The organism is Amycolatopsis tolypomycina, assembly GCF_900105945.1.
GTDB classification, from domain to species: domain Bacteria; phylum Actinomycetota; class Actinomycetes; order Mycobacteriales; family Pseudonocardiaceae; genus Amycolatopsis; species Amycolatopsis tolypomycina.
Map to the genome: position 1 here is coordinate 1,417,905 of NZ_FNSO01000004.1, position 25,304 is coordinate 1,443,208.

General features: G+C 71.3%; 24 protein-coding genes. 21 read left to right on the forward strand and 3 right to left on the reverse strand.

From position 1 onward, the window contains the following. Positions 1-53: 53 nt before the first annotated feature. Positions 54-1,574, forward strand: coding sequence for a glycoside hydrolase family protein (locus tag BLW76_RS17280; RefSeq protein ID WP_091308400.1), 1,521 nt, complete (start codon positions 54-56; stop codon positions 1,572-1,574). Between the two features lie 85 nt (positions 1,575-1,659). On the opposite strand, the gene BLW76_RS17285 is transcribed toward BLW76_RS17280, so the two are convergent. Then, entirely contained in the window at positions 1,660-2,079 is a 420-nt protein-coding gene (locus tag BLW76_RS17285) for a B-4DMT family transporter (RefSeq protein ID WP_167384637.1), read from the reverse strand. Positions 2,080-2,121: 42 nt separating this feature from the next. Here BLW76_RS17285 and BLW76_RS17290 point away from each other — a divergent pair, with 42 nt between their 5' ends. The 3 genes from BLW76_RS17290 to nusB are packed head-to-tail and all read left to right on the forward strand — an operon-like array spanning position 2,122 to position 4,274. Continuing rightward, positions 2,122-3,210, forward strand: coding sequence for a M24 family metallopeptidase (locus BLW76_RS17290; protein WP_091308404.1), 1,089 nt, complete (start codon positions 2,122-2,124; stop codon positions 3,208-3,210). Positions 3,211-3,255: 45 nt separating this feature from the next. Further along, positions 3,256-3,819 carry an elongation factor P gene (gene efp, locus BLW76_RS17295; protein WP_091308408.1) on the forward strand — a complete coding sequence of 188 codons (564 nt, stop codon included), beginning with the start codon at positions 3,256-3,258 and terminating at the stop codon, positions 3,817-3,819. After that, a complete protein-coding gene (nusB, locus tag BLW76_RS17300) occupies positions 3,819-4,274 on the forward strand; it encodes a transcription antitermination factor NusB (protein WP_091308410.1) in 456 nt (151 codons plus the stop codon). Before efp ends, nusB begins: the two co-directional genes overlap by 1 nt. Before the next feature lie 92 nt (positions 4,275-4,366). Here nusB and bldD read toward each other — a convergent pair whose 3' ends face one another. Beyond that, positions 4,367-4,855 carry a transcriptional regulator BldD gene (gene bldD, locus BLW76_RS17305; RefSeq protein ID WP_003096372.1) on the reverse strand — a complete coding sequence of 163 codons (489 nt, stop codon included), beginning with the start codon at positions 4,853-4,855 and terminating at the stop codon, positions 4,367-4,369. 249 nt (positions 4,856-5,104) lie between these two features. Between bldD and pyrR the strand changes: the two genes are divergently transcribed. The 16 genes from pyrR (at position 5,105) to BLW76_RS17385 (ending at position 22,464) form a co-directional block, all read left to right on the forward strand. Continuing rightward, positions 5,105-5,707: a bifunctional pyr operon transcriptional regulator/uracil phosphoribosyltransferase PyrR gene (pyrR, locus tag BLW76_RS17310; protein ID WP_091308413.1), complete on the forward strand. Its 603-nt coding sequence runs from the start codon at positions 5,105-5,107 to the stop codon at positions 5,705-5,707. Further along, a complete protein-coding gene (locus BLW76_RS17315; protein WP_091308415.1) occupies positions 5,704-6,636 on the forward strand; it encodes an aspartate carbamoyltransferase catalytic subunit in 933 nt (310 codons plus the stop codon). Before pyrR ends, BLW76_RS17315 begins: the two co-directional genes overlap by 4 nt. Further along, positions 6,633-7,919 (forward strand): dihydroorotase, encoded by a 1,287-nt coding sequence (locus BLW76_RS17320; protein ID WP_091308417.1) that lies wholly within the window; start codon positions 6,633-6,635, stop codon positions 7,917-7,919. The genes BLW76_RS17315 and BLW76_RS17320 overlap by 4 nt, the downstream gene beginning before the upstream one ends. Next, entirely contained in the window at positions 7,919-8,413 is a 495-nt protein-coding gene (locus BLW76_RS17325) for a PH-like domain-containing protein (RefSeq protein WP_091308419.1), read from the forward strand. The genes BLW76_RS17320 and BLW76_RS17325 overlap by 1 nt, the downstream gene beginning before the upstream one ends. Further along, positions 8,410-9,531: a glutamine-hydrolyzing carbamoyl-phosphate synthase small subunit gene (gene carA, locus BLW76_RS17330; protein ID WP_091308421.1), complete on the forward strand. Its 1,122-nt coding sequence runs from the start codon at positions 8,410-8,412 to the stop codon at positions 9,529-9,531. Before BLW76_RS17325 ends, carA begins: the two co-directional genes overlap by 4 nt. Next, positions 9,528-10,685: an AAA family ATPase gene (locus BLW76_RS17335; protein WP_091308424.1), complete on the forward strand. Its 1,158-nt coding sequence runs from the start codon at positions 9,528-9,530 to the stop codon at positions 10,683-10,685. Before carA ends, BLW76_RS17335 begins: the two co-directional genes overlap by 4 nt. After that, the gene (locus tag BLW76_RS17340; protein WP_244170195.1) at positions 10,682-11,287 is read left to right on the forward strand and encodes a DUF4276 family protein; all 606 of its coding nucleotides are present in this window, start codon (positions 10,682-10,684) and stop codon (positions 11,285-11,287) included. The genes BLW76_RS17335 and BLW76_RS17340 overlap by 4 nt, the downstream gene beginning before the upstream one ends. Beyond that, positions 11,287-14,601, forward strand: coding sequence for a carbamoyl-phosphate synthase large subunit (gene carB / locus BLW76_RS17345; RefSeq protein WP_091308427.1), 3,315 nt, complete (start codon positions 11,287-11,289; stop codon positions 14,599-14,601). Before BLW76_RS17340 ends, carB begins: the two co-directional genes overlap by 1 nt. 8 nt (positions 14,602-14,609) lie before the next feature. After that, a complete protein-coding gene (gene pyrF / locus BLW76_RS17350) occupies positions 14,610-15,458 on the forward strand; it encodes an orotidine-5'-phosphate decarboxylase (RefSeq protein ID WP_091319502.1) in 849 nt (282 codons plus the stop codon). A 107-nt stretch (positions 15,459-15,565) separates the two neighbouring features. Then, complete coding sequence (gene mihF / locus BLW76_RS17355) at positions 15,566-15,883, forward strand: integration host factor, actinobacterial type (protein WP_003096398.1); 318 nt, start codon at positions 15,566-15,568, stop codon at positions 15,881-15,883. Continuing rightward, complete coding sequence (gmk, locus tag BLW76_RS17360; RefSeq protein ID WP_091308429.1) at positions 15,880-16,533, forward strand: guanylate kinase; 654 nt, start codon at positions 15,880-15,882, stop codon at positions 16,531-16,533. Before mihF ends, gmk begins: the two co-directional genes overlap by 4 nt. Then, positions 16,530-16,799 carry a DNA-directed RNA polymerase subunit omega gene (gene rpoZ, locus BLW76_RS17365; protein ID WP_003096400.1) on the forward strand — a complete coding sequence of 90 codons (270 nt, stop codon included), beginning with the start codon at positions 16,530-16,532 and terminating at the stop codon, positions 16,797-16,799. The genes gmk and rpoZ overlap by 4 nt, the downstream gene beginning before the upstream one ends. Continuing rightward, entirely contained in the window at positions 16,792-18,012 is a 1,221-nt protein-coding gene (coaBC, locus tag BLW76_RS17370; RefSeq protein ID WP_167384638.1) for a bifunctional phosphopantothenoylcysteine decarboxylase/phosphopantothenate--cysteine ligase CoaBC, read from the forward strand. The genes rpoZ and coaBC overlap by 8 nt, the downstream gene beginning before the upstream one ends. Positions 18,013-18,105: 93 nt before the next feature. Next, complete coding sequence (gene metK, locus BLW76_RS17375; protein ID WP_167384981.1) at positions 18,106-19,308, forward strand: methionine adenosyltransferase; 1,203 nt, start codon at positions 18,106-18,108, stop codon at positions 19,306-19,308. Positions 19,309-19,480: 172 nt separating this feature from the next. Then, positions 19,481-21,577: a primosomal protein N' gene (locus BLW76_RS17380; RefSeq protein ID WP_091308431.1), complete on the forward strand. Its 2,097-nt coding sequence runs from the start codon at positions 19,481-19,483 to the stop codon at positions 21,575-21,577. Positions 21,578-21,672: 95 nt separating this feature from the next. Beyond that, the gene (locus tag BLW76_RS17385) at positions 21,673-22,464 is read left to right on the forward strand and encodes a DUF3616 domain-containing protein (RefSeq protein WP_244170196.1); all 792 of its coding nucleotides are present in this window, start codon (positions 21,673-21,675) and stop codon (positions 22,462-22,464) included. Here the strand turns inward: BLW76_RS17385 and BLW76_RS17390 are convergent, their stop codons facing one another. Continuing rightward, on the reverse strand, positions 22,465-24,114 hold the full coding sequence (locus BLW76_RS17390) for a CotH kinase family protein (protein ID WP_091308433.1): 1,650 nt from the start codon (positions 24,112-24,114) through the stop codon (positions 22,465-22,467). Positions 24,115-24,514: 400 nt separating this feature from the next. Here BLW76_RS17390 and BLW76_RS17395 point away from each other — a divergent pair, with 400 nt between their 5' ends. Next, on the forward strand, positions 24,515-25,117 hold the full coding sequence (locus BLW76_RS17395; RefSeq protein WP_091319509.1) for an RNA polymerase sigma factor: 603 nt from the start codon (positions 24,515-24,517) through the stop codon (positions 25,115-25,117). The last annotated feature ends 187 nt before the right edge of the window (positions 25,118-25,304 follow it).

Below are 25,304 nucleotides of genomic sequence, written 5' to 3' on the forward strand. Positions count from 1 at the left end.
ATCGGGCAAGTGGCCGCCCGGCCGGGTGAAGCTTCTCGCTACACTCCGGTGTCGTGCACCCGTTTCGTCGTGGGGGTCGGCGGCCCGCTCGTGCCTTCTTCGCCAGCCTGGTGGCGGGAGTCCTCCTCGCCGGCTGCACCCAGGGTTACGCCCAGCCGCAGGCTTCGGGCGACCAGGCGGCGATCGGGGGCGGGAAGACCGCCGCGCCGCCGCGGCCCACCGATGTCAAGCTCGCTTCGGGTGACCCCCGGCAGAGTGGCGGTGTCATCGCCGCCGGTGGGGCCGATGCCGTCTACAACTACGGGCCGTCCGTGATGCTCGACCGGGGGCAGACGCGGATGTGGTGGTGCAGCCAGTACGGCGGGGCCGGGCCGGCCGGGGACGACATCCTCTACGCGCAGGCCCAGTCCTTCGACGGGCCGTTCACCGGACCGGGTGGCGGGATCCCGGCCGCCGTGTTCTCCGGCGCGCCCGGGCAGTTCGACGGCATGCACACCTGCGACCCGTCGGTGCTCCGCGTCGGCTCGACCTACTACCTCTACTACACCGGCGCCGCCGGGGACCACGCGCTCGGCAACGCCATCGGGCTCGCCACCAGCCCCGACGGGATCCACTGGACCCGCGCGGCCGGCGGGCGGCCGATCCTCGGGCCGTCGCACGACGTGCACCGCGCGAACGTCTACGGCGCGGGCCAGCCGTCCGTCGTCTACCTCGACGGCTGGTTCTACCTGATGTTCACCGACACCACCGCCCGCGCCGCGGGCAGCAACGGCGCCGGGCAGTTCCTGCTCCGCTCGCGCGACCCGGCGTTCGGGTCCGGGGTGCAGGCGCTGGACGTCGGCGGGTTCGTGCCGGTGGCGTCGACGTCGGCGCCGCGCGCCCGGTCGATCGTCGACGGCTTCAGCGCCGACCTGATGTGGGTGGGCGCGCTCGCCGCGTTCGTCGTCGCGCACGAAACCGACGGCGGGACGACGCTCACGTTCTGGACCGCGGACTTCTCCGAGCACCCGTTCCAGCCCGTGCTGATCCCCGGGCCGTGGAAGGAAGGGCCGGGGCTGGTCCGCCGCGCGGACGGGCACGCGCCGCTGTCGTCGGCCGATCCGTGCGACCGGGTGCCGTTCGACCTGGTGCGTGCGACCACGCTCGGTGGCGCCGGCGCGCCGACCGACCTGCGGCACTTCGGGCTGGACCTGCTGGGCAGCCGGGCCTGCGAGAACCCCGGCCGCGTGGCGGCGACGTTCGACGGCGTGACGGCGCCCTCCCCGGAACGCACGATGGACCTGGTCCGGGCGGGCGCCCGGATCCGGGTGGACCGCCGCGCGGTGGCGGTGGCGCTGGCGGGCGAGGTCCTCGACAAGGCCCCGGCGGCGTGGGCGACGCTGCCGCTCGCGACCCGGTTGCGCGCGGGGGCGGAGGCGGTGGTGGCGCCGGGCCGCGGCTTCGCGTTCGTGCTGGACGGCCGTCGCCGGCCGGTCCCCGACGGCGGCGTGGTGGGCAACAACGGCTCGACGGCCCGCCCGGTCACCGCGGCCCAGTGGGACGCCTACCCGCCGGGGGCCTCCCTGGCGGGGTAGCGAAGCAGCCCGCCACCGGAAGGGGCACCCGAACCGGGGGGCACTTTCACGTGAAAGTGCCCCCCGGTTCGGGGCGGGACCGCAGCTACGCCCGCGGCTCCTCGCCCGACCGCTGGGACCGTCCGATCCGGCCGCCGACGAACAGCCCCAGCCCGGCCGGGATCAGCACCAGCAGCGCCGAGAACGCCGCGCCGCCGGTCAGTGCCCCGCCCAGCTCGGACACGCCCGTCTGGTCCACGAACACCGCGCGGCCGATCACGTACAGGATCCCCGCCACCGGGCCCGCGACCAGCGCCGCGATGAACCACACGCGGCCGCGGTCGGGCAGGCCCCGCCACGCGTCCAGCGCGCTCCACAGCGCCGCCGCGCCGACCAGGACCGCCAGGGCCAGTGACACCGGAAGCGCCTGGTCCGTCGGGTGGTACACGGCGTACTTGGCCAGCAAGGTGATGGCCGCGCCGTGCAACACCGCCATGACCAGTCCGCGAATCACCCAGGCGCTCATGCTGCGGAGTGTAGGCGCCGCCGGGGAACTAGGCTGGTACGCGTGCCTGAAACCCATGGACGACGTCGTGCCGCGCTGCGCGGGCTCCTGACCGGGGCCGGTGTCGAGGCGCTGCTGGTCACCGACCTGCTGAACATCCGCTACCTCACCGGGTTCACCGGCTCCAACGCCGCCCTGCTGCTCCACGCCGGCGGGGACGGCGAGACGCTCTTCTGCACCGACGGCCGCTACACCACCCAGTCGGCCGCCGAGGTGCCCGACCTCGAGACCGTCGTCGACCGGGCCAGCGCCGCCGCGCTCGTCGCGAAAGCCGCGAAGGCCCCCCAGACGTACGGGCAGCTCGGGTTCGAGAGCCAGCACGTCAGCGTCGAGCAGTACGAAGCCCTCCGGCAGGAGGTGCCCCTCAAGCGCACCCCCGGCCTGGTCGAGAAGCTGCGCGAGGTCAAGGACGAAGCCGAGATCGAGGCGCTGCGCCAGGCGTGCGCCGCCGCCGACCGGGCACTCGACGACCTGCTCGCCGCCGGTGGCCTGCGGCCCGGGCGGACCGAGCTGGAGATCGCCCGTGACCTGGAGAACCGGATGCTGGAGCACGGCTCGGCCGCGCCCAGCTTCGCGTCCATCATCGCCGCCGGCGCGCACTCGGCCATCCCGCACCACCAGCCGACGCACGCCGAGCTCAAGCGCGGCGACTTCGTGAAGCTGGACTTCGGCGCGACCGTCGACGGCTACCACTCCGACATGACCCGCACCTTCGTCCTCGGCGCGCCCGCGGACTGGCAGCGGGAGGTCTACGAGCTCGTGCACGCCGCGCAGGCGGCCGGGGTCGACGCCGTCGTGCCGGGCACCGAGGTGTCCGATGTGGACGCCGCCGCGCGGAAGGTGATCGCGGACGCGGGCCACGGGGAGCACTTCGCGCACGGCCTCGGGCACGGCGTCGGCCTGCAGATCCACGAGGCGCCCAGCTTCGCCGCGACGGGCGTCGGTACACTGGCCGCCGGTATGGCGGTCACCGTCGAGCCCGGCGTGTACCTGGCGGGGCGCGGTGGCGTGCGCATCGAGGACACGCTCGTCGTGCGGGCTGGGGAGCCCGAACTCCTCACCCTGAGCACCAAGAACCTCGTGGTCGTCTGACAGCGGCCCCGAACCCGAAGATTCGACACAGGAGACTGCAAGCTCGTGGCCACGACCAACGACCTGAAGAACGGGCTCGTCCTCAACCTCGAGGGCCAGCTGTGGACCGTCACCGCGTTCCAGCACGTCAAGCCGGGCAAGGGCGGCGCCTTCGTGCGCACGACGCTCAAGCACGTGCTCACCGGCAAGGTGGTCGACAAGACGTTCAACGCGGGCACGAAGGTCGAGACGGCGACGGTCGACCGCCGGAACATGACCTACCTCTACAAGGAGGGGCAGGACTTCGTGTTCATGGACGGTGACACCTACGACCAGATCACCGTCTCGCCCGAGGTCGTCGGCGACAACGCCAACTACATGCTCGAGAACACCGAGGTCCAGGTCGCGGTGCACGAGAACGAGCCGCTGTACGTCGAGCTGCCGACGTCGGTCGAGCTGGTCGTCCAGCACACCGACCCCGGCCTGCAGGGCGACCGCTCCACCGGCGGCACCAAGCCGGCCACGCTGGAGACCGGCGCGGAGATCCAGGTCCCGCTGTTCCTGACCACCGGCGAGAAGATCAAGGTCGACACCCGCGACGGCCGTTACCTGGGCCGCGTCTCCAGCTGATGCCGACGTCGAAACCCCACCCGAACCGCGGCGGCGCGATCAGCCGTCGTCAGGCTCGCCGCCGCGCGGTGGAAATGCTGTACGAGGCCGCGCAGCGCGACACCGACGCGGTGACGCTGCTGGCCGACCGGGTCGGCGCGACGGACGTCGACCCGATCGCGGACTACACGATCAGCCTGGTCGAGGGCGTCACCGGGCGGAAGACCCAGATCGACGAGCTGCTGGCCGAGCACGCGCAGGGCTGGACACTGGAGCGGATGCCGAAGGTCGACCTCGCGGTGCTGCGCGTCGGCGTCTACGAGCTGCTCTGGGCCGAGGACGTGCCGGACCCGGTCGCGATCGACGAGGCCGTGGGCCTGGCGAAGGAACTGTCCACGGACGACTCGCCGCGGTTCGTGAACGGCGTGCTGGGCCGCATCGGCACGATCGCCGACCGCCTGCGCGCCGTTCTCTGAGTGCTGCGGGCCCCCCGACGAGTCAGTGAGCGTCTCCGGTGCCCCACCGGGGAACGCTCACTGCGTCGGTTTCGCGCACTCTCGGATCCGGATCAGTCCTCCTTGGAGGGCCGCGCCTCCGGCGGCAGGACGCCCCAGTCGATGAGCTGCTCGGTCAGCTCGCCCGGGGTCATGTCGTAGATGATCGCCAGGGACCGCAGGTCCTCCGTGCGGATCGAGAGCACCTTGCCGTTGTAGTCGCCGCGCTGGCTCTGGATCGTCGCGGCGTACCGCGCGAGCGGGCCCACCTTTTCGGCCGGCAGCTGCTGCAGGCGCTCGAGGTTGATCACGATCTTGGTGGCGGGCTCGGCACCGGAGGGGACCCGGCCCTCGGGCAGCAGCTCGACCACCGGCACACCGTAGAAGTCGGCCAGCTCGGCCAGCTTCTGCACGGTGACGGCGCGGTCGCCACGCTCGTACGAGCCGACGACGACGGCCTTCCAGCGCCCACCGGACTTCTGCTCGACCCCGTGCAGGGACAGGCCCTGCTGCTGGCGGATCCCGCGGAGCTTGGCCCCGAGCGCCTTGGCGTAATCGCCCATCTGGTCGTTCTCCGTTCTTCACCCCCTCCCGGTCGGGGTGACCGAGCACGGGGGACTCGCTGAGTCGAATACTCAGAGTAATGGTTACGCATTGTTGTCACCAGGTCAAGCAGAAGCTTGCCGCGAATCACGCCACACCACCCGGAAGACTGAGCAAAGTGCCTGCTACTGTCGGTGGGAAAGCCCCGACCAGCAGGGGAACAGACGTCCTTTAAGGACCCGTCCGGTGAGGCGGGGAAGGAGTCCGGTTTGTCGTCACGCCCGCGTGACGCGGCTGGTTCGGCCGGAGAGCGCGAGCTCCTGACGGCCGGCGATGTCGCGCGCACGATCGCCCGAATGGCCCATCAGGTCATCGAAAAGACCGCGAACGGTGCGGAGAGCACTACCCCGCCCGTGTTGCTCGGCATCCCGTCCCGGGGCACGCCGCTCGCCGCCCGCCTCGCCGACAAGATCGGCGAGTTCTCCGGGGCCCGCCCGCCCACCGGCGCCCTCGACGTCACCCTCTACCGGGACGACCTCCGCCGCCGCCCGCCGCGCGCGCTCGAACAGACGCAGCTGCCGCCCGACGGCATCGACGACCGCGTCGTGATCCTCGTCGACGACGTCCTCTTCTCCGGCCGGACGATCCGGGCCGCGCTCGATGCCCTCCGTGATCACGGCCGCCCGCGCGCGGTGCAGCTGGCCGTCCTGGTCGACCGCGGTCACCGGGAGCTGCCGATCCGCGCCGACTACGTGGGCAAGAACGTCCCGACCGCGCGCACCGAAGGCGTCTCCGTCCTGCTGGCCGAGATCGACGGCCGCGACGCCGTTCTGCTGCGCTCGTCGGACACTGCTGCTGGAGAGGACTCGTGAAGCACCTGCTCGCCACCGACGGCCTGGACCCGGCGCTGGCCACGGCCGTGCTCGACACCGCCGACGAGCTCAAGCACACGCTGCTCGGCCGCGAGGTCAAGAAGCTGCCGACGCTGCGCGGCCGCACGGTGATCACCCTGTTCTACGAGAACTCGACGCGCACCCGGGTGTCGTTCGAGATCGCCGGGAAGTGGATGAGCGCGGACGTGATCAACGTCTCCGCGTCCAGCTCCTCGGTCAACAAGGGGGAGTCGCTGCGGGACACCGCGCTGACGCTGGCCGCCGCGGGCGCCGACTGCGTGATCGTCCGCCACCCGGCCAGCGGCGCCGCCCAGCGGCTCTCGGAGTGGCTCGCCGAGCCGGGCACCTCGGTGGTCAACGCCGGCGACGGCACCCACGAGCACCCGACGCAGGCGCTGCTCGACGCGGCGACCCTGCGCGAGCGCCTCGGGTCCCTGAAGGACCGCCGGATCGCGATCGTCGGGGACGTCCTGCACAGCCGGGTCGCCCGCTCGAACATCCACCTGCTCGCCGCCCTCGGTGCGGAGGTGGTGCTGGTCGCGCCGCCGACGTTGCTTCCTTACGGTGTCGAAAGCCTGCCGGTGACCGTTTCGCACGACCTGGACGCCGAGCTGCCCGCGGTCGACGCCGTCATGATGCTGCGGGTCCAGGCGGAGCGCATGCACGGCGGCTTTTTCCCGAGCGCCCGCGAGTACTCGATCGCCTACGGCTTGTCGGAACGGCGGCAGAAGCTGCTGCCGGACCACGCGGTCGTGCTGCACCCCGGCCCGATGCTGCGCGGGATGGAGATCGCTTCGGCGGTCGCCGATTCCCCGGCCTCGGCCATCACCGAACAGGTCCGCAACGGCGTCCACGTGCGCATGGCGGTCCTCTACCACCTCCTGGCCAGTGAAGGAGCCGCCGCGTGAGCACCTTGATCAAGGGCGCCCGGCCCTACGGCGAGGGCGACCCGGTCGACGTCCTCATCGAGGCCGGCGTGATCACCGCGATCGGCGCGGTCGACGTCCCGGAAGACGCCGAGGTCATCGAAGCCGCGGGGCAGGTCCTGCTGCCGGGCTTCGTCGACCTGCACACCCACCTGCGCGAACCCGGCCGCGAGGACACCGAGACGATCGACACCGGCTCGGCCGCGGCGGCGCTCGGCGGCTACACCGCCGTGTTCGCCATGGCCAACACCGACCCGGTCGCCGACAACGCCGTGATCGTCGAGCACGTCTGGCGGCGCGGGCAGGAGGTCGGCCTGGTCGACGTCCACCCGGTCGGCGCGGTCACCGTCGGGCTCAAGGGCGAGAAGCTCGCCGAGCTGGGCACGATGGCGAACTCGCAGGCCCGGGTGAAGGTGTTCTCCGACGACGGCCTCTGCGTCGCCGACCCGCTGCTGATGCGCCGCGCGCTGGAGTACTCGACCGCGCTCGACGTCGTCATCGCGCAGCACGCGGAAGAGCCGCGGCTGACCGTCGGCGCCCAGGCCCACGAGGGCGAGCGCGCGGCCCGGCTCGGCTACACCGGCTGGCCCGCGGCGGCGGAAGAGTCCATCGTGGCCCGTGACTGCCTCCTGGCCCTGCACGCGAACGCGCGGCTGCACGTCTGCCACGTCTCGACGTCGGGCACGGCGGACGTGCTGCGCTGGGCGAAGGACCGCGGCACGAAGGTGTCGGCCGAGGTCACCCCGCACCACCTGCTGCTCACCGACGAGCGCCTGGCCACCTACGACCCGGTGAACAAGGTGAACCCGCCGCTGCGCACGGAGTCCGACGCCGAAAAGCTGCGGACGGCGCTGGCCGACGGGACCATCGACTGCGTCGCCACCGACCACGCCCCGCACGCGGTGCAGGACAAGGACACCGAGTGGAGCGCGGCCCGGCCGGGCATGCTCGGGCTGCAGACGGCGCTGTCCATCGTCACCGAGACCATGGTCCGCACCGGGCTGCTCGACTGGCGCGGCGTCGCCCGCGTCATGAGCGAGCGGCCGGCCGAGATCGGCAACCTCGCCGACCAGGGCCGCCCGATCGCCGTCGGCGAGCCGGCGAACCTGGCCCTCGTCGACCCGGACGCCGAGTGGACGGTCCGGGGCGCGGAGCTGGCCAGCATCGCGGCCAACACCCCGTACGAGGGAATGCGGCTGCCCGGCGTGGTGACCGCGACGCTGCTGCGCGGGCGGATCACCGCGCGGGACGGGAAGATCGGCTGATGGAGCGCTTCTGGCTCGTGCTGGCGATCGTCGCCTTCTTCCTGCTCTGCCTCTGGGGCATGTACGTGGGCTGGCGGCGCAAGTCCCGCTCGCAGAGCGCCCAGGTGCCGCCGTTCCCCGCGATCCCGCCGGAGCCGGGTGACGTCCTGCTGGAGTCCACCGGCGTCTACCTGTCGACGACGATCGCGGGGGAGTGGCAGAACCGGATCGTCACCCGCGGCGCGGGCCTGCGCACCGGTGCGGTGTGGCGGCTCCACGACGGCGGCATCGCCGTCGAGCGCGGGGGAGCGCCGGACTTCTGGATCCCGCGGGGCGCCGTCACCGGCATCCGGCGCGACACGAAGATCGCCGGGAAGGTGATGGGCACGGAGGCCCTGCTGGTCGTCACCTGGCGGCTCGGCGAGACCGAGCTCGACACCGGCTTCCGCGGCGACGACCTCGACGACTATCCACAGTGGATCGAACAGCTCAAGATCAAGGGAGGTGCCCAGTGAACGCGCGCGCTCAGGCCGCACTGGTACTCGAAGACGGCCGGGTGTTCCGCGGCGCTGCCTACGGCGCGCAGGGGCGAACCCTCGGCGAGGCGGTGTTCTGCACCGGCATGACCGGTTACCAGGAGACGCTGACCGACCCGTCCTACCACGGCCAGATCGTGGTGCAGACGGCGCCGCAGATCGGCAACACCGGCTGGAACGACGAGGACGACGAGTCCTCGAAGATCTGGGTCAACGGCTACGTGGTGCGCGACCCCGCCCGCACGCCGTCCAACTGGCGCTCGCGCCGGACCCTGGACGAGGAGCTGGTGCGCCAGGGGATCGTCGGCATCGCCGAGGTCGACACCCGCTCGCTGACCCGCCACCTGCGCGAGGTCGGCGCGATGCGCGCCGGGGTGTTCTCCGGTGACGCGCTCGGCACGGTCGACGACATGGTCGCGGCGGTGCTGGAGAGCCCGAAGATGGAAGGTGCCGACCTGGCCGGGCAGGTTTCGACGCGTTCGCCGTACGTGGTCTCGCCCGACGGTGAAGTTCGCTTCCGGGTGGCCGCGCTGGACCTGGGCATCAAGTCCAACACCCCGCGCCAGATGGTCAAGCGCGGGATCGAGGTGCACGTCCTGCCTTCGTCCGCTTCTTTGGAAGACGTGCTGGCGATCGAGCCGGACGGCGTGTTCCTGTCCAACGGCCCGGGCGACCCGGCGACGACGGTGCACGCGACCGAGCTGACCAAGCAGGTCCTCGGCCGCGAGATCCCGCTGTTCGGCATCTGCTTCGGCAACCAGGTCCTCGGCCGCGCGCTGGGCCTGGGGACGTACAAGATGCGCTACGGCCACCGCGGCATCAACATCCCGGTGATCGACGTGGCGACGAAGTCGGTGGCGATCACGGCGCAGAACCACGGCTTCGCCCTCGAAGGCGAGCCGGGCCGGCGCTTCGAGTCCCCGTTCGGGGCGGCGCAGATCAGCCACTACTGCCCCAACGACGACACGGTGGAGGGCGTGCGGGCGCTGGACGTCCCGGCGTTCTCGGTCCAGTACCACCCCGAAGCCGCAGCCGGTCCGCACGACGCGGCGCCCCTGTTCGACGAATTCGTTTCGCTCATGGAGAAGCGGTCGTGACCCTCACGACCGGTATCGAGCGGCTCCGGATCCGGAACTTCCGGGTGCTCCGGGACGTCGAGCTGGACGGCCTGACGCCGGTGACGGCGTTGCTGGGGCCGAACGGGAGCGGGAAGTCCACGGTGTTCGACGCGCTGGACTTCCTCTCCGAGTCGCTTCGGGTCGGGCTGCGCTCGGCGTGGGACAAGCGTGGGGGTGCCGCCGACATCATCACCCATGGTGCGACCGGGCCGGTCGAGATCGAACTGACGTGTCGCATCGAAGGCGCGGTGGGCGCGTACCGGCTCGCCATCGAGTACGACGATGACGAGCCGGTGGTGGCCGAGGAGAAACTGACTTGGCAGCCCGAGGGTGCCGAGACGCCCTTCGACGCCTTGCACTTCCGGCGCGGTGACGGTGGGTTCGCCAATGCCGGTGCATGGGAACTCCTCGAATTGGCGGGGCCTGACCTCCTCGGGCTGGGCGTGGTGAGCCAGCTTGCAGGCAAGGTCGAAGTCGGCAGGTTTCGCCGGTTCATCGGGCAGATCGTTCTTGCAGACCTGAATCTCGACGCAATGCGGAAAGGTTCGAGGGAGAGCAGAACGGTCTGGCTCAAACCGAACGGGGAGAACTTGGGTTCCGTCGTCCGGCTGTTCAGCCTTGAGCTCCCTCAAGAGTGGGAGAACATCAGGGCGTCGCTGCGGAAGTATGTCCCGGGGCTCGAAGACATCGAATCCTTCCAGCAGGGTGACGGCAGCTGGATTGTTCGTCTGCGCGAGCAGGGGAAAGAAGAGCTGGTGGGGCCGGAGAACATCTCCGACGGCACGTTGCTGCTGCTCGGCTACCTGTTGGCATTGCGCACATACGCCTCGGTCCTCCTCATCGAGGAGCCGGAGAACCAGGTCCACCCTCGACTGCACTATTCGCTCGCCGAAGACGCGCGCGACGCGCGAGCCGACCAGGTCATCGTCGCGACCCACGCGCCTCGCTTCGTCGACGCGTTGCGACCGGACGAGGTCTGGACGTTCGCCCGCGGGAATGACGGTTACGCCAAGACCAAACGGGCTTCCGACGAAGCACCGATCGTCCGCATGGTGGAGTCCGGGGGAGCGCTCGGCGACCTCTGGACCGAGGGATACTTCCGGTTCGGCGACCCGCTCGGGGAGCGCCCGTGACCGTCTTGGCTCCCTGTCGCCTCGAAGTGCTCGTCGAGGAACTGTCCGCGGAAGAGGCGCTGAAAGTTCTCCTCCCGAAGATCGTTCCTGGCGTCGACTTCCGGATCGTCCCCTTCAACGGCAAGCCCGATCTGCTGCGCAAGCTGCCTGTCCGGCTCCGCGACTACACCTACTACTGGGCCGAGGCGGGCTTGCGGATCGTCGTCCTGCTGGACCGGGATGACGATGACTGCGCCGAGCTGAAGAGCCGTCTCCTCGAAATCGCGCACGAAGTGGGACTGCCCGCTGAAGCGGCCCTGTTCCGCATCGTGATCGAAGAGCTCGAGGCCTGGTTCCTCGGAGACGTTCCGGCGCTGAATGCGGCCTATCCCCGAGTTCCACCGAGCTTGGGGAACCAGGCCAAGTTCCGCGACCCGGAGAACGTTCCCGGCGGTGCGTCGGAGGGGTTGGGGTACGTGCTGCACGACTACCACAAGAAGGGCCTCCAGAAGGTCCGCGCAGCGCGCGACATCGCGCCCCACATGGACATCGAGAACAACCGATCCAAAAGCTTTCAGGTCTTCCGCGACGGCTTGCGGCGCCTGGTGAAAGAAGGAAACTGATGCCGAAGAGGACGGACATCCAGCACGTGCTGGTGATCGGCTCCGGGCCGATCGTGATCGGGCAGGCCGCGGAGTTCGACTACTCCGGCACCCAGGCCTGCCGGGTGCTGCGCAGCGAAGGCCTGCGCGTCTCCCTGGTGAACTCGAACCCGGCCACCATCATGACCGACCCCGAGTTCGCCGACGCCACCTACATCGAGCCGGTCACCCCCGACTTCGTCGAGAAGGTCATCGCCGAAGAGCGTCCCGACGCGCTGCTTGCCACCCTCGGTGGGCAGACCGCGCTCAACTGCGCCGTCGCGCTGCACGAGCGTGGCGTGCTCGACAAGTACGGCGTCGAGCTGATCGGCGCCGACATCGACGCCATCCAGCGCGGTGAAGACCGGCAGAAATTCAAGGACATCGTCCGCACGGTCGGCGCCGAGGTGCCGCGCTCCCGCGTCTGCCACGACATGGACGAGGTCCGCGACACCGTCGAGGAACTCGGCCTGCCGGTCGTCATCCGGCCGTCCTTCACCATGGGCGGGCTCGGCTCCGGCATGGCGCACACGCCCGAGGACCTCGAGCGGCTCGCCTCCACCGGGCTCGCCGAATCTCCCGTCACCGAGGTGCTCATCGAGGAGAGCGTGCTCGGCTGGAAGGAGTACGAGCTCGAGCTGATGCGCGACAAGCACGACAACGTCGTGGTCGTCTGCTCGATCGAGAACATCGACGCGATGGGCGTGCACACCGGCGACTCGGTCACCGTCGCGCCGACGATGACCCTCACCGACCGCGAGTACCAGGTGATGCGCGACGTCGGCATCGCCGTGCTGCGCGAGGTCGGCGTCGACACCGGCGGCTGCAACATCCAGTTCGCGATCAACCCGCGCGACGGCCGGATGGTCGTCATCGAGATGAACCCGCGCGTGTCCCGGAGCAGCGCTCTCGCAAGTAAGGCCACCGGCTTCCCGATCGCCAAGATCGCCGCGAAGCTCGCCATCGGCTACACGCTCGACGAGATCCAGAACGACATCACCGGCGAGACGCCGGCCGCGTTCGAGCCCACTTTGGACTACGTCGTCGTCAAGATGCCGCGGTTCGCCTTCGAGAAGTTCCCGGGCGCGGACCCGACGCTGACCACGACGATGAAGAGCGTCGGCGAGGCGATGTCGTTCGGCCGCAGCTTCCCCGAAGCCCTCGGCAAGGTGATGCGGTCGATCGAGACCAAGGCGACCGGCTTCTGGACGCTGCCCGACCCCGAAGGCGTCACGCTGGAGTCCACATTGGACGAGCTGCGCACGCCGCACGAAGGCCGGCTGTACGAAGTGGAGCGCGCGCTGCGGCTCGGCGCCACCGTCGAGCAGGTCCACGAAGCGTCCGGCATCGACCCGTGGTTCATCGACCAGATCGCCCTCATCGGCGAGGTCGGCGCCGAAGTCCGCGACGCGCCGGTGCTGGACGGCGACCTGCTGCGCCGCGCCAAGCGCACCGGCCTGTCCGACCGCCAGATCGCCGCGCTGCGGCCGGAACTGGCCGGCGAGGACGGCGTCCGCGCGCTGCGGCACCGCCTCGGCGTGCGGCCGGTGTTCAAGACCGTCGACACCTGCGCGGCCGAGTTCGCGGCCAAGACCCCGTACCACTACTCGGCTTACGAGTCCGACCCCGACGCGCAGTCCGAAGTGGCCGTCCAGAGCGACAAGCCGAAGGTGCTCATCCTCGGCTCCGGCCCGAACCGGATCGGCCAGGGCATCGAGTTCGACTACTCCTGCGTGCACGCGGCGATCGCGTTGCGGGAGGCGGGTTTCGAGGCCGTCATGGTCAACTGCAACCCGGAAACCGTGTCCACCGACTACGACACCTCCGACCGGCTGTACTTCGAGCCGCTGTCCTTCGAGGACGTCCTGGAGGTCGTGCACGCCGAGCAGGCGTCCGGCACGGTCGCCGGCGTCATCGTCCAGCTCGGCGGCCAGACCCCGCTGGGCCTGGCCAAGAAGCTCGCCGACGCCGGCGTCCCGGTGGTGGGCACCCCGCCGGAGGCCATTCACCTGGCCGAGGACCGCGGCGCGTTCGGCGAGGTCCTCACCGACGCCGGGCTGCCCGCGCCGCGCTACGGCACGGCGACGTCCTTCGAGGGCGCCAAGCGGATCGCCGACGAGATCGGCTACCCGGTCCTCGTCCGGCCGTCCTACGTGCTCGGCGGCCGCGGCATGGAGATCGTCTACGACGAGGAGACCCTGGCCGGCTACATCCGCCGCGCCACCGAGGTCACGCCGGAACACCCGGTGCTCGTCGACCGGTTCCTCGACGACGCCATCGAAATCGACGTCGACGCGCTGTTCGACGGCGAGGAGCTCTACCTCGGCGGCGTCATGGAGCACATCGAGGAGGCCGGCATCCACTCCGGCGACTCCTCGTGCGCGCTGCCGCCGATCACCCTCGGCCACACCGACCTGCAGACCGTCCGCCGCTCCACCGAGGCGATCGCCCGCGGTGTCGGCGTGCGCGGGCTGCTGAACGTCCAGTACGCGCTCAAGGACGACGTCCTGTACGTCCTGGAGGCCAACCCGCGCGCGTCGCGGACGGTGCCGTTCGTGTCCAAGGCGACCGCGGTGCCGCTGGCCAAGGCCGCCGCGCTGATCATGACCGGCTCGACGATCAAGGACCTGCGCGAGAACGGGGTCCTGCCTGCCGAGGGCGACGGCGGGCAGCTGCCCGCCGACTCGCCGGTCGCGGTCAAGGAAGCCGTGCTGCCCTTCCACCGCTTCCGCACCCCCGAAGGCCACGGCGTCGACTCGCTGCTGGGCCCGGAGATGAAGTCCACCGGCGAGGTGATGGGCGTCGACGTCGACTTCGGCAAGGCGTTCGCCAAGTCCCAGAGCGGCGCGTACGGCTCGCTGCCGACGTCGGGCCGGGTGTTCGTCTCGGTCGCCAACCGCGACAAGCGCTCGCTGGTGTTCCCGGTGAAGCGGCTGGCGGACCTCGGGTTCGAGATCCTCGCCACCTCCGGCACCGCGGAAGTGCTGCGGCGCAACGGGATCGGCTGTACGGTGGTGCGCAAGCACTACGAGGGCTCCACCGAAGCGGAGCCGAACATCGTGGACGTCATCCTCGCCGGCGAAGTCGACATGGTGATCAACACCCCGTACGGGAACAGCGGTCCGCGCGTCGACGGCTACGAAATCCGCACCGCGGCGGTGTCCCGCGACATCCCGTGCGTGACCACCGTGCAGGGCGCCGCGGCGGCCGTGCACGGCATCGAAGCGCTGATCCGGGGTGACATCGGGGTCCGGTCGCTGCAGGAGCTCCAGGCGGCGCTGAAGGCCAAGTCGTGAGCGGGGTCGTGAGCGGGCCGGAGCGGTTCGGGGCGCGGCTGGCCAAGGCCGTCGCGGCCCGCGGCCCGCTGTGCGCCGGGATCGACCCGCACCCCGGCCTGATCGAGGCCTGGGGGCTCCCGGTGGACGTCTCGGGCCTGGAACGGTTCGCGCTGTCCGCCACGGAGGTCCTGGCGGCGCGCGCGGCGATCGTGAAGCCCCAGTCGGCGTTTTTCGAAAGTTTCGGACCGGGCGGCGTCCGCGTGCTCGAGCGGGTCGTCGAGACGGCCCGCGACGCCGGCGCGTTGGTGCTTTTGGACGTCAAGCGCGGCGACATCGGGTCCACGATGGCGGCGTACACGGCCGCGTACGTGGCCGAGGGGGCGGCGATCGCGGCCGACGCGATCACCGTTTCGCCGTACCTCGGCTTCGGCTCTTTGGCCCAGTGCGCCGAAACGGCCGTCGCGGCGGGACGCGGCATCATCGTGCTCGCCCGGACTTCGAACCCGGAAGCGGCCGCCGTGCAGAACGCCCGGCTGCCCGACGGGCGCACGGTGGCGCAGTCGATCGTCGATTCCGTGGCGGCGTTCAACGCATGCGCGGAACCGCTCGGCGATGTGGGTGTCGTCGTCGGCGCCACCGTTCCGCCGGGGGAGCTCGATCTCTCGCGGCTGAACGGTCCGGTGCTGGCGCCCGGTTTCGGGGCCCAGGGAGCCACTGTGGCCGATTTGCGGGCCCTGTTCGGTGTGTCCCTGCCGGGCGTGCTGCCCGCGTCGTCCCGCGACATCCTGAAGCACGGTCCGGAGCAAGCGGCTTTGCGCCAAGCGGTCGAACGGGTCGCCGAAGTGCTGGCCGACCCGCAGGAAAACGGCCAATAGCAGGGGCCGGAACGGGCCCCCACCAGGCACCCCCGCATTGTGGCCGGTGCTCACGGGTGGGTACCGTCGCGTCACCCACCCAGTTTTGAGAACTACCGGAGGAAAACGTGGCACTTCCCCAGCTGACAGAGGAACAGCGCGCTGCGGCGCTGGAGAAGGCCGCCGCCGCCCGCCGCATCCGTGCTGAGCTGAAGGAGCGGCTGAAGCGGGGCGGTACCACTCTGGTCGACGTGCTGAAGCAGGCCGAGGAGAACGAAGTCCTCGGCAAGATGAAGGTTTCGGCTCTGCTCGAGGCCCTCCCGGGCGTCGGCAAGGTCCGCGCGCAGCAGACCATGGAACGACTGGAGATCGCCCCCAGCCGTCGCCTTCGCGGCCTCGGCGACCGGCAGCGCAAGGCGCTGCTGGCCGAGTTCAGCGGCGAGTGAACGGCGCCGGTCGTGACTACCCGGTGAACCGGGGCGCCGACCGCGGCAGTGAGCCGGTGACGGGGGACCTCCCCCGGCACCGGCTCACCGTCGTATCGGGGCCTTCGGGAGTCGGGAAGTCGAGCGTGGTGGGCGAACTGCGGAAGCTGGAGCCCGACGTCTGGTTCAGCGTTTCGGTCACCACGCGCAAGCCGCGTCCCGGCGAAGTCGACGGGGCGCACTACCACTTCGTCGACCGCGCGGAGTTCGACGCGATGATCGCCGACGGCAGGCTGCTGGAATGGGCCGAGTTCGCCGGCAACTGCTACGGCACCCCGCGCGAGCCGGTCGAGAAGGCCCTCGCCGAAGGGCGGCCCGCGGTGCTCGAGATCGAGCTGCAGGGTGCCCGCCAGGTCCGCGCGGCCATGCCGGAGGCCCGGCTGGTGATGCTGATGCCGCCGTCGTGGGAGGAACTGGTCGGCAGGCTCACCGGGCGCGGCACCGAAACCGAGGCCGCGGTGCAGGCCCGGCTGGCCGAGGCGGAGCGCGAGCTGGCGGCCGCGGGGGAGTTCGACCACCGCGTCGTCAACGCCGACGTGCGGGCGGCCGCGGAGCACTTGCTAAACTTGATTACTGATCAGTCTTCCGAAGATGCGGAGCACCACGAGTGACCACCCAGGCAATCTTGACCGAAGAGCTCGAGGGCATCACCAACCCGCCGATCGACGACCTGCTCGAAAAGGTCAGCTCGAAGTACGCGCTGGTGATCTACTCGGCCAAGCGTGCCCGCCAGATCAACGACTACTACGCCCAGCTGGGCGAGGGCCTGCTCGAGTACGTCGGCCCGCTCGTCGAGCCGGGCCCGCGCGAGAAGCCGCTCTCGATCGCGCTGCGCGAGATCCACGGCGGCCTGCTCGAGCACACCGAGGGTGAGTAAACCCCGCGTCGTCCTGGGCGTGGGCGGCGGCATCGCCGCCTACAAGGCCTGTGAGGTGCTGCGCGGGCTGACCGAATCCGGTCACGACGTCCGCGTGGTCCCCACCGAAGCCGCGCTGAACTTCGTCGGCGCGGCCACCTTCGAAGCCCTCTCCGGTCACCCCGTGCACACGGGCGTGTTCACCGAGGTGCCCGAGGTCCAGCACGTCCGCGTCGGCAAGGAGGCCGATCTCGTCCTGGTCGTCCCGGCCACGGCGAACCTGCTCGCCAAGGCCGCCCACGGCCTCGCGGACGACCTGCTGACGAACACCCTGCTCACCGCCCGGTGCCCGGTCGCCTTCTTCCCGGCGATGCACACGGAGATGTGGGAGCACCCCGCGACCCGCGACAACGTGGCGCTGCTGCGCTCGCGCGGGATGATCGTCACCGAGCCCGACTCCGGCCGGCTGACCGGTGCCGACACCGGCAAGGGCCGCCTGGCGAACCCGGCCGAGATCGTCGACCTGGCCCGGCTGCTGCTGGCCCGCCCCGGCGCCCTCCCGCGCGACCTCGAAGGCGTCCGCGTGGTGGTCTCGGCAGGCGGCACGCGCGAGCCCCTCGATCCCGTGCGTTACCTGGGCAACCGCTCGTCCGGCAAGCAGGGCTACGCGCTGGCTCGCGTCGCCGCCCAGCGCGGCGCCGACGTCACCCTGGTCACCGCCCACACGGTCGCCCTCCCGGATCCGGCGGGCGCGGCGGTGGAGCACGTCTCGACGGCGGAGGAGCTGCGGCAGGCGGTGCACGCCGCGGCCCAGGCCGCGGACGTCGTCGTGATGGCCGCCGCGGTCGCCGACTTCCGGCCGGCGAACCGGGCCGAGCACAAGATCAAGAAGTCCGACGACCAGCCGGACCCGGTCATCACGCTCGACCGCAATGCGGACATCCTGGCCGAACTGGTGCAGAACCGGCGTCCCGGACAGGTCGTCGTGGGCTTCGCCGCGGAAACCGGTGACGAGCACGGCAGCGTCCTCGACCACGCCCGCGCGAAACTCAAGCGCAAGGGGGCCGACCTGCTGGTCGTCAACGCCGTGGGCGACGGCAAGGCCTTCGGCACGGAGGACAATTCGGGCTGGCTGCTGGGGGCCGACGGCACCGAGATCGCGATCCCGCTGGGCGCGAAGGCTGAACTCGCATCCACATTGTGGGACGCTGTTGTGAGCTTCATGAAGCGTTGACCGTCCCCCGAGCGATAGTCAGTACGCTTGCACAGGTAAGGGGTGCCTAACCCACTGGGCATCCGACGACTAGGTGAGGAAGTGACGGCCACCGTGACCGCGTCCAGCAGCAGATTGTTCACCTCGGAGTCGGTGACCGAAGGGCACCCCGACAAGATTTGCGACGCCATCAGCGATTCGATCCTCGACGGTCTCCTGTCGAAGGACCCGCGCAGCCGCGTCGCCGTCGAAACCCTGATCACCACCGGCCAGGTGCACGTGGCCGGCGAAGTGACCACCGAGGCGTACGCCGACATCCCGACGATCGTCCGGGACGTCATCCTCAAGATCGGCTACGACTCCTCCGCCAAGGGCTTCGACGGCAACTCCTGCGGCGTCAACGTCGCGATCGGCTCACAGTCGCCCGACATCGCCCAGGGCGTCGACACCGCGTACGAGTCGCGTGTCGAGTCCGACGACGACGAGATCAACCGCCAGGGCGCCGGCGACCAGGGCCTGATGTTCGGCTACGCCTGCTCGGACACCCCCGAGCTGATGCCGCTGCCGATCGCGCTGGCCCACCGGCTCTCCAAGCGGCTGACCGCGGTCCGCAAGGACGGCGTGCTGCCGTACCTGCGCCCGGACGGCAAGACCCAGGTGACCATCGAGTACGCCGGCGACCAGCCGGTCCGCCTCGACACGGTCGTCGTGTCCTCGCAGCACGCCGACGGCATCGACCTGGAGAAGATGCTCAGCGTCGACGTCAAGGAGCACGTCGTCGGCCCCGAGATCGAGGCACTGGGCATCGACACGTCGAACGCGCGCCTGCTGGTCAACCCGACCGGCCGGTTCGTCATCGGCGGCCCGATGGGCGACGCCGGCCTGACCGGCCGCAAGATCATCGTCGACACCTACGGCGGCATGGCCCGCCACGGTGGTGGCGCGTTCTCCGGCAAGGACCCGTCCAAGGTCGACCGCTCCGCCGCGTACGCGATGCGCTGGGTGGCCAAGAACGTCGTCGCCGCGGGCCTGGCCCAGCGGACCGAGGTCCAGGTGGCGTACGCGATCGGCAAGGCGGCCCCGGTCGGCCTGTTCGTCGAGACGTTCGGCACCGAGACGGTCGACCCGTCGAAGATCCAGCAGGCCATCACCGAGGTCTTCGACCTCCGCCCGGCCGCGATCATCCGCGACCTCGACCTGCTCCGCCCGATCTACGCCCCGACGGCGGCGTACGGCCACTTCGGCCGTCCCGAGCTCGGGCTGCCGTGGGAGAGCACGGCCCGCGCCGAGGCCCTGAAGGCCGCGGCCGGCGCCTGACACGCCTCAAACGCCCCAATGTGGCGTTCGGTGCGTCCAACGCACCGAACGCCACATTGGGTGCGCTGGACGCAACCAACGCCACATTGGGGCGCTCGGCTGCGGCAGGGTGCTCACCGCGGCCTGACCGGCGGCGGCGGGAGTGTCGGTGGGGTCTGGTAGAGATCAGGGCGTGAGCAGTTCCGAGCCCGCTGCCCTCTGGGACCTCCCGGAGAAGCCGCCCGCACCCCAGGCGGCGCCCTCGCGCGCCCGGAAGACGCCGAAGCCCGGCGAGAAGGCGAAGGGCGCCCAGTCGCCCGCGCCCGAGCGGCCGGTGGCCCGCGTCGTCGTCGACATCCCGCTGGCCCACCTGGACCGCACCTTCGACTACCTCGTCCCGGAGAAGCTGCACGAGACCGCCGTGCCGGGGTGCCGCGTCCGCGTCCGGTTCGCCGGGCAGCTGGTCGACGGCTACCTGATCGAACGCGGCGAAACCAGCGACTACGGCAGCAAGCTCGCCTTCCTCGACCGCGTGACGTCGGCCGAGCCGGTGCTGCCGCCGTCGCTGCACGCCGTGTGCCGGGCGGTCGCCGACCGCTACGGCGGCACGCTGTCCGACGTCCTGCGGCTCGCGATCCCGCCGCGGCACGCCAAGGCCGAGGGCGAGCCGCCCCTCGCGCCCGCGGCGGCGCCGGCGGCACCGGACACCACGGCCTGGGCGCGCTACCAGCGTGGCCCGGCCTTCCTGGAGGCCCTCGCCGAGGCCAAGCCCGCGAACGCCGTCTGGCAGGCCCTGCCGGGCGAGGACTGGCCGCGCCGGCTCGCCGAGGCCGCCGGTGCCGTGGCCGCCGGCGGGCGGGGCGCGGTGCTGGTCGTGCCGGACCACCGCGACCTGACCCGCGTGCACGAGGCCTGCGCGGCGGTCGTGGGCGAGGACGCCGTCGTCGCGCTGATCGCCGGGCTCGGGCCCGCCGAGCGGTACCGGCGCTGGCTGGCCGTGCTGCGCGGCGCGGTGCGCGTGGTCGTCGGCACCCGGGCGGCGATGTTCGCCCCGGTCCACGACCCCGGCCTGTTCGCGGTCTGGGACGACGGCGACGACCTGCACCTCGACCCGCACGCGCCGTACCCGCACGTCCGCGACGTCTTGATGGACCGCGCGCACGCGGCGAAGGCGTCCCTGCTGGTCGGCGGGTTCGCCCGGACGGCCGAGGCCCAGCTGCTCGTCGAGTCCGGCTGGGCCGCGCCGGTGCTGGCCGACCGCGCGACGCTGCGGTCCGCCGCCCCGCGCGTCACACCGGTGGGCGAGGACTTCGACGTCGCCCGCGACGAGGCCGCTCGGGTGGCCCGTCTGCCGGCGGTGGCGTTCGAGGCCGCGCGCCAGGCGTTCGCGGCGGACCTCCCGGCCCTGGTCCAGGTCCCGCGGCGCGGGTACGTCCCCGGCTTGGCCTGCGGGAACTGCCGGACACCCGCGCACTGCCGCCGCTGCGCGGGGCCACTGGCCCTGCCCGGCGGCTCGCTCGACGGGCAGCCGAAACCCCCGGCGTGCCGCTGGTGCGGCGTCCCGGAGACGGCGTTCCGCTGCACGGCGTGCGGCTCGGTCCGGCTGCGCGCGGTGATCGTCGGCGCGAAGCGCACGGCGGAGGAGCTCGGCCGCGCGTTCCCGGGCGTCCCGGTCCGCACGTCCGGGGCGGCGGAGGTCCTGGCATCGGTCCCGGGCCGGCCGGCGCTGGTGGTGTGCACCCCGGGAGCGGAGCCGGTGGCGGAAGGCGGCTACGGCGCGGCCCTGCTGCTGGACGGATGGGCGCTGCTCGGCCGCCAGGACCTGCGGGCGGGCGAAGAGACCCTGCGCCGCTGGATGGCGGCGGCGGCCCTGGTCCGCCCGGCGGCCGGCGGTGGCCGCGTGATCGTCGGCGCGGAGGCGGGCCTGGCCGTGGTCCAGGCCCTGGTCCGCTGGGACCCGGCCTGGCACGCGGCCCAGGAGCTGGCGGAGCGCCGCGAGCTGGGCTTCCCCCCGGCCATGCGGATGGCGAGCGTGGAGGGCAGCCCGGACGCGGTGGCCGGCCTGCTGGACGACCTCCCGTTGCCGGAGTCCGGCGAGGTTCTGGGCCCGGTCCCGATCGGCGAGGTGGACGAAGAGGGCAACGCCGACCGCGAGCGGGCACTGGTCCGCGTGTCCCGCGCGGAGGGCAGAGCCCTGGCGGCATCGATCCACGCGGCCGCGGCCCGCCGCGACGCCCGCAAGGCCACCGAACCGATCCGCATCCAGCTCGACCCGCTCGAGCTGATCTGAGTCCCGTATTTTGGGGGGCATGGCGAAAGTCCGGCCGGTTCCTTTCCCCGGAGCGCAACGGCGAAACGCCGTTCAACGCTTCCGGGGTGGCGCGGGTGGGTTCCCGGCGGTTCGTCTTCGTCGACAACAAAGATCCCACCGCCCTGTTCGAAATGACGCTCGATCCTGGCGATCTCACGGTCGAGCGCATTCACCGGCGCCCGCTGGCCGGAGTGGGCAAGGGAATGCTGCGTGATCCCGAAGGCCTCGCCCGGGTCGACGTGGCCGGGGAAATCTTCCTCGTCGTCGGTTCTTCGCTGTGTGTCGTGGAGGGGAACCGGGTCTGCGACGGCCTCGTGCGCGTCCGGTACACCCCTGACGGCGCGCTGCCCGCCGAGCCGATGGCCGGGTTCCGGGACTGGCTGCTCGCCCGCGTGCCCGCGCTCGCCGCGGCCGGGCGGCGGGAACCGGACGACGGCGGGCTCAACGTGGAAGGCCTGGCCTGGGAACGGAACGCGTTGCTGTTCGGCCTCCGGGGACCGGCGCGCCCGGGCCGTGTCACGCTGGTCCGCGTTCCGGCCGACGTCGGCGGACCGCGGTGGACGACCGCGTCGCTGGGGCCGCCGGAATCGATCGACCTGCGGCTGCCCGAGGCGGTGACCGCGGGGATCCGCGACATTTCCGGTCCCGCGCGGACCGGCGATTTCCTGCTCCTGCTCGGACGCTCGGCCGGCCACGGCGACACGCCGTTCCGGCTCGGCACGTGGAACCGCGCCGATGACCACGTCACGCTGCTCGACGTCGCCTTTCACCGGAGCGCGAAACCGGAGGGCGTCACGACGTTCTCGAGCGGTGGCAGGCAGCGGATCCTGATCGTCGACGACGGCGGCGGTTACGCGGTTCTTTGATCAGGAGAAATACAGCTTCGACGGGCTCGGCTCCTGGTGGACCCGGGGTTTTCCGGCCGCCGTGGGGTCCGTGCCGAAAGCGGCGCCGAGCCCGGTCCGCGTGCTCGTCAGCGTGAAGTGGCCGCTGAACCCGAATTCGTCGCCGACCGGGTCGATCGGCGTCACCGAGAACTCTTCGGCGGGGCCGGGCGGGTTCGCCCCGCGCGTGCACAGCAGTTCGTGGCCCTGGCCCGACTTCGTGGTGGTCGCGTGGAGGAGCCGGCCGGACGCCTTGCCGGCGACCGACTGCCCGCCGCCGAGCGGGGCGAAGCACCACAGGTCCGTGTCGTCGACCTGCGCCGGGCGGAGCCGGTGGACGACCTCGGCGCCGCCGGGTTCGGCCGGGATGGTTTCGCTGCGGCTTTCGTGCAGGCACTCGTTCGTGACGTCGTCGCGGACGTACGCGCCCTCGGTGCCGGGCAGGCCGCCGCACAGGTAGCCGGCCGAGGTGGCGAGCCGCAGCTGCTTGCGCACGGCGGTGAGCTGGGCCGGCAGGTCGGGCACGCCGAGCCCGGCCAGCAGCGTGCCCATCGCGTCGAGCATCGGCTTCAGCACGTCCTGCTGGACGCGGTGGCCGAAGACGGTGTCGCGGTACCGGCGGACCCGGTCGAGCACCTGCGCCCGCTGTCCGGCGTCGCCGCGCACGAGCTTGGCCAGCAGCCCGGCGGTGTCGAGCCGGAAGTGCCGGGCGGGCTGCAGCGTCTGGTCGAGACCCCACGGGATCAGCTTGAAGTCGATGTCGTCCACGCCCGGCCGGGCGACGGCGTCCACGTCGTTGTAGACGTAGGTGTTGTTGGTGTTGCGGGAGTAGCCGTCCCAGTGCTTGAGGAAGAACTCCATCGCGTAGATCCCGGCGAACTGGCCGAGGTCGAAGACCTCGCTCGCCCCGGCGACACCGTGCGCGGCGATGTGGTCGACGGCGAACCGCAGGTCGGCCTTGTCGTCGAACTGCGAAAGGGACTCGACGCCGATGAACGGGACGCGGGCGGCCACGAAGTCGTCCTTGTGCTCCAGTTCGTAGAGGTTGCCGTTCACGTGACCGAAGTTGCGCTCGAGGTAGCGGGGCATGATCGGCTCGACGTTCACGAAGACGCCGGGGCTGTTGACGCCGGCGACGCCCTGGCCGATCGGTGTGCCGTTCACCAGCACCCGGGCGTAATTGCCGCGGGAATGGGGGAGACCGGCGAGCGCGAACAGTTTGTAGCCGAGCAGCTGCCGGACATAGGAGAGGTCCTGGACGGAGTTGTTGAGCGTCAGGTACCGCGACCCGATCAGCTCCCGGATCGGCGCCTTGTTCGCGTCGAGGAACTTCCCGAAGTCGATGTGCAGGCAGGGCTTGCCGCTGCTGATCGAACCGCAGAAGGACTTCTTCTTGATCCCGACGTCGGCGAACTTCGCCCGCGCGGGGAACTTCGTCCCGGACAGCTCGACCGACGTCGCCTTCCGCCAGGTGTAACGGCTGCCGCCGGTCCAGTCGAAGTTGCACACCCCGCCGGCCGGCTGCTCGGTGCGCACCGCGTCCCAGTCGGCCTGCGGCATCGTGATATCGATCGTCAGCACATTGTCGACCGCGTAGAGGGAATCGAGCGCACGCTGCTCCTGGCTGCCCATCCGCCCAGTGTACGGCCGGATTTCGGCGGCGAGAAGGTGAAAGGAATTCTATCCGGGGTGGCTGTCTCACCCATTGCCGGTTCAACTGGTGGGGGAGTGCCGGAAATCGACTGATCCACACGAATGGGTGACACCGGCGTCGCGATTTCTGCCCGAATGACCCTGGCGAACCCGTTTCCCGGCGAGGAAGATTGCGGCGGGCGAGGAAGGCGGGTTGGGAATCAACCCGGAGCGAACCGACCGGGGAAGAAAGTCGCTGGTCCGGAAGGAATAGAGAATCGCGGCACCGACGTCGCACCGAATCCGTTCGTCCAGGACCGCCACGGTGCGCGCGTGCTCCGTCCTGGCGGACACCACCGCCGAAGCACACGCGGGCCGGGCGATTCAGGAGGTGTTCCGGATGAAAAGTGACGGACCGGCCGCTTCGGGGCCGCAACTGAGCCGGCACCGGCGGCTGGCGGAACTGGCCGGGTCCGCCCGGGCCGGTGACCGGGCCGCGCTGGACGAGCTGATCGTGACGCTGACCCCGATGCTCTGGCACGTGGCCAGGGCGCAGGGCCTCGATCGCGAGCTGGCGGCCGACGTCGTGCAGACCACGTGGCTGAAGTTCCTGCGGTCGCTCGCCACCATCCACAACCCGGCGGCACTGACGGCATGGCTGGTGACGGTCACCCGGCGGGAGGCCTGGAAGGAGCGCCGCAAGCAGCTCAGCGAGCTGAGCGAGCCGGGCGACTTCTTCGAACAGCGCCTCACACCGGCCGAGCGCGCGGACACGGCCGTGCTCGACGACGACCGCCGCGACCGGCTGTGGACGGCGGTCGGCCGGCTGAGCCCGCGCTGCCAGCAGCTGCTGCGGATCGTGGCGTTCGCCGACCGCCCCTGCTACCGCGACGTCGGCCAGGCCCTCGGCATGCCGCAGGGAAGCATCGGGCCGGTGCGCGGCCGGTGTCTCGCCCGCCTGCGGGAGCTGCTGGAGACGGAGGCCGAGGGAGGGTGGCGGTGACCGCCGACGGCCGGGCTCAGGCCGCCGCCCGGACGGCAGCTCCCGCCGGCTTGTTCCGGGCTCGGGCCGGCCGCAACCCCGCGTCGCCGGCCCGCTCGCCGCGGATCCGCCTCAGCCCACCCACCCGCAACCCCCGCGGCCCGGCTCCGAGAACCGGGCACAAGTCGGATGACGGCTTGAAGCTGCC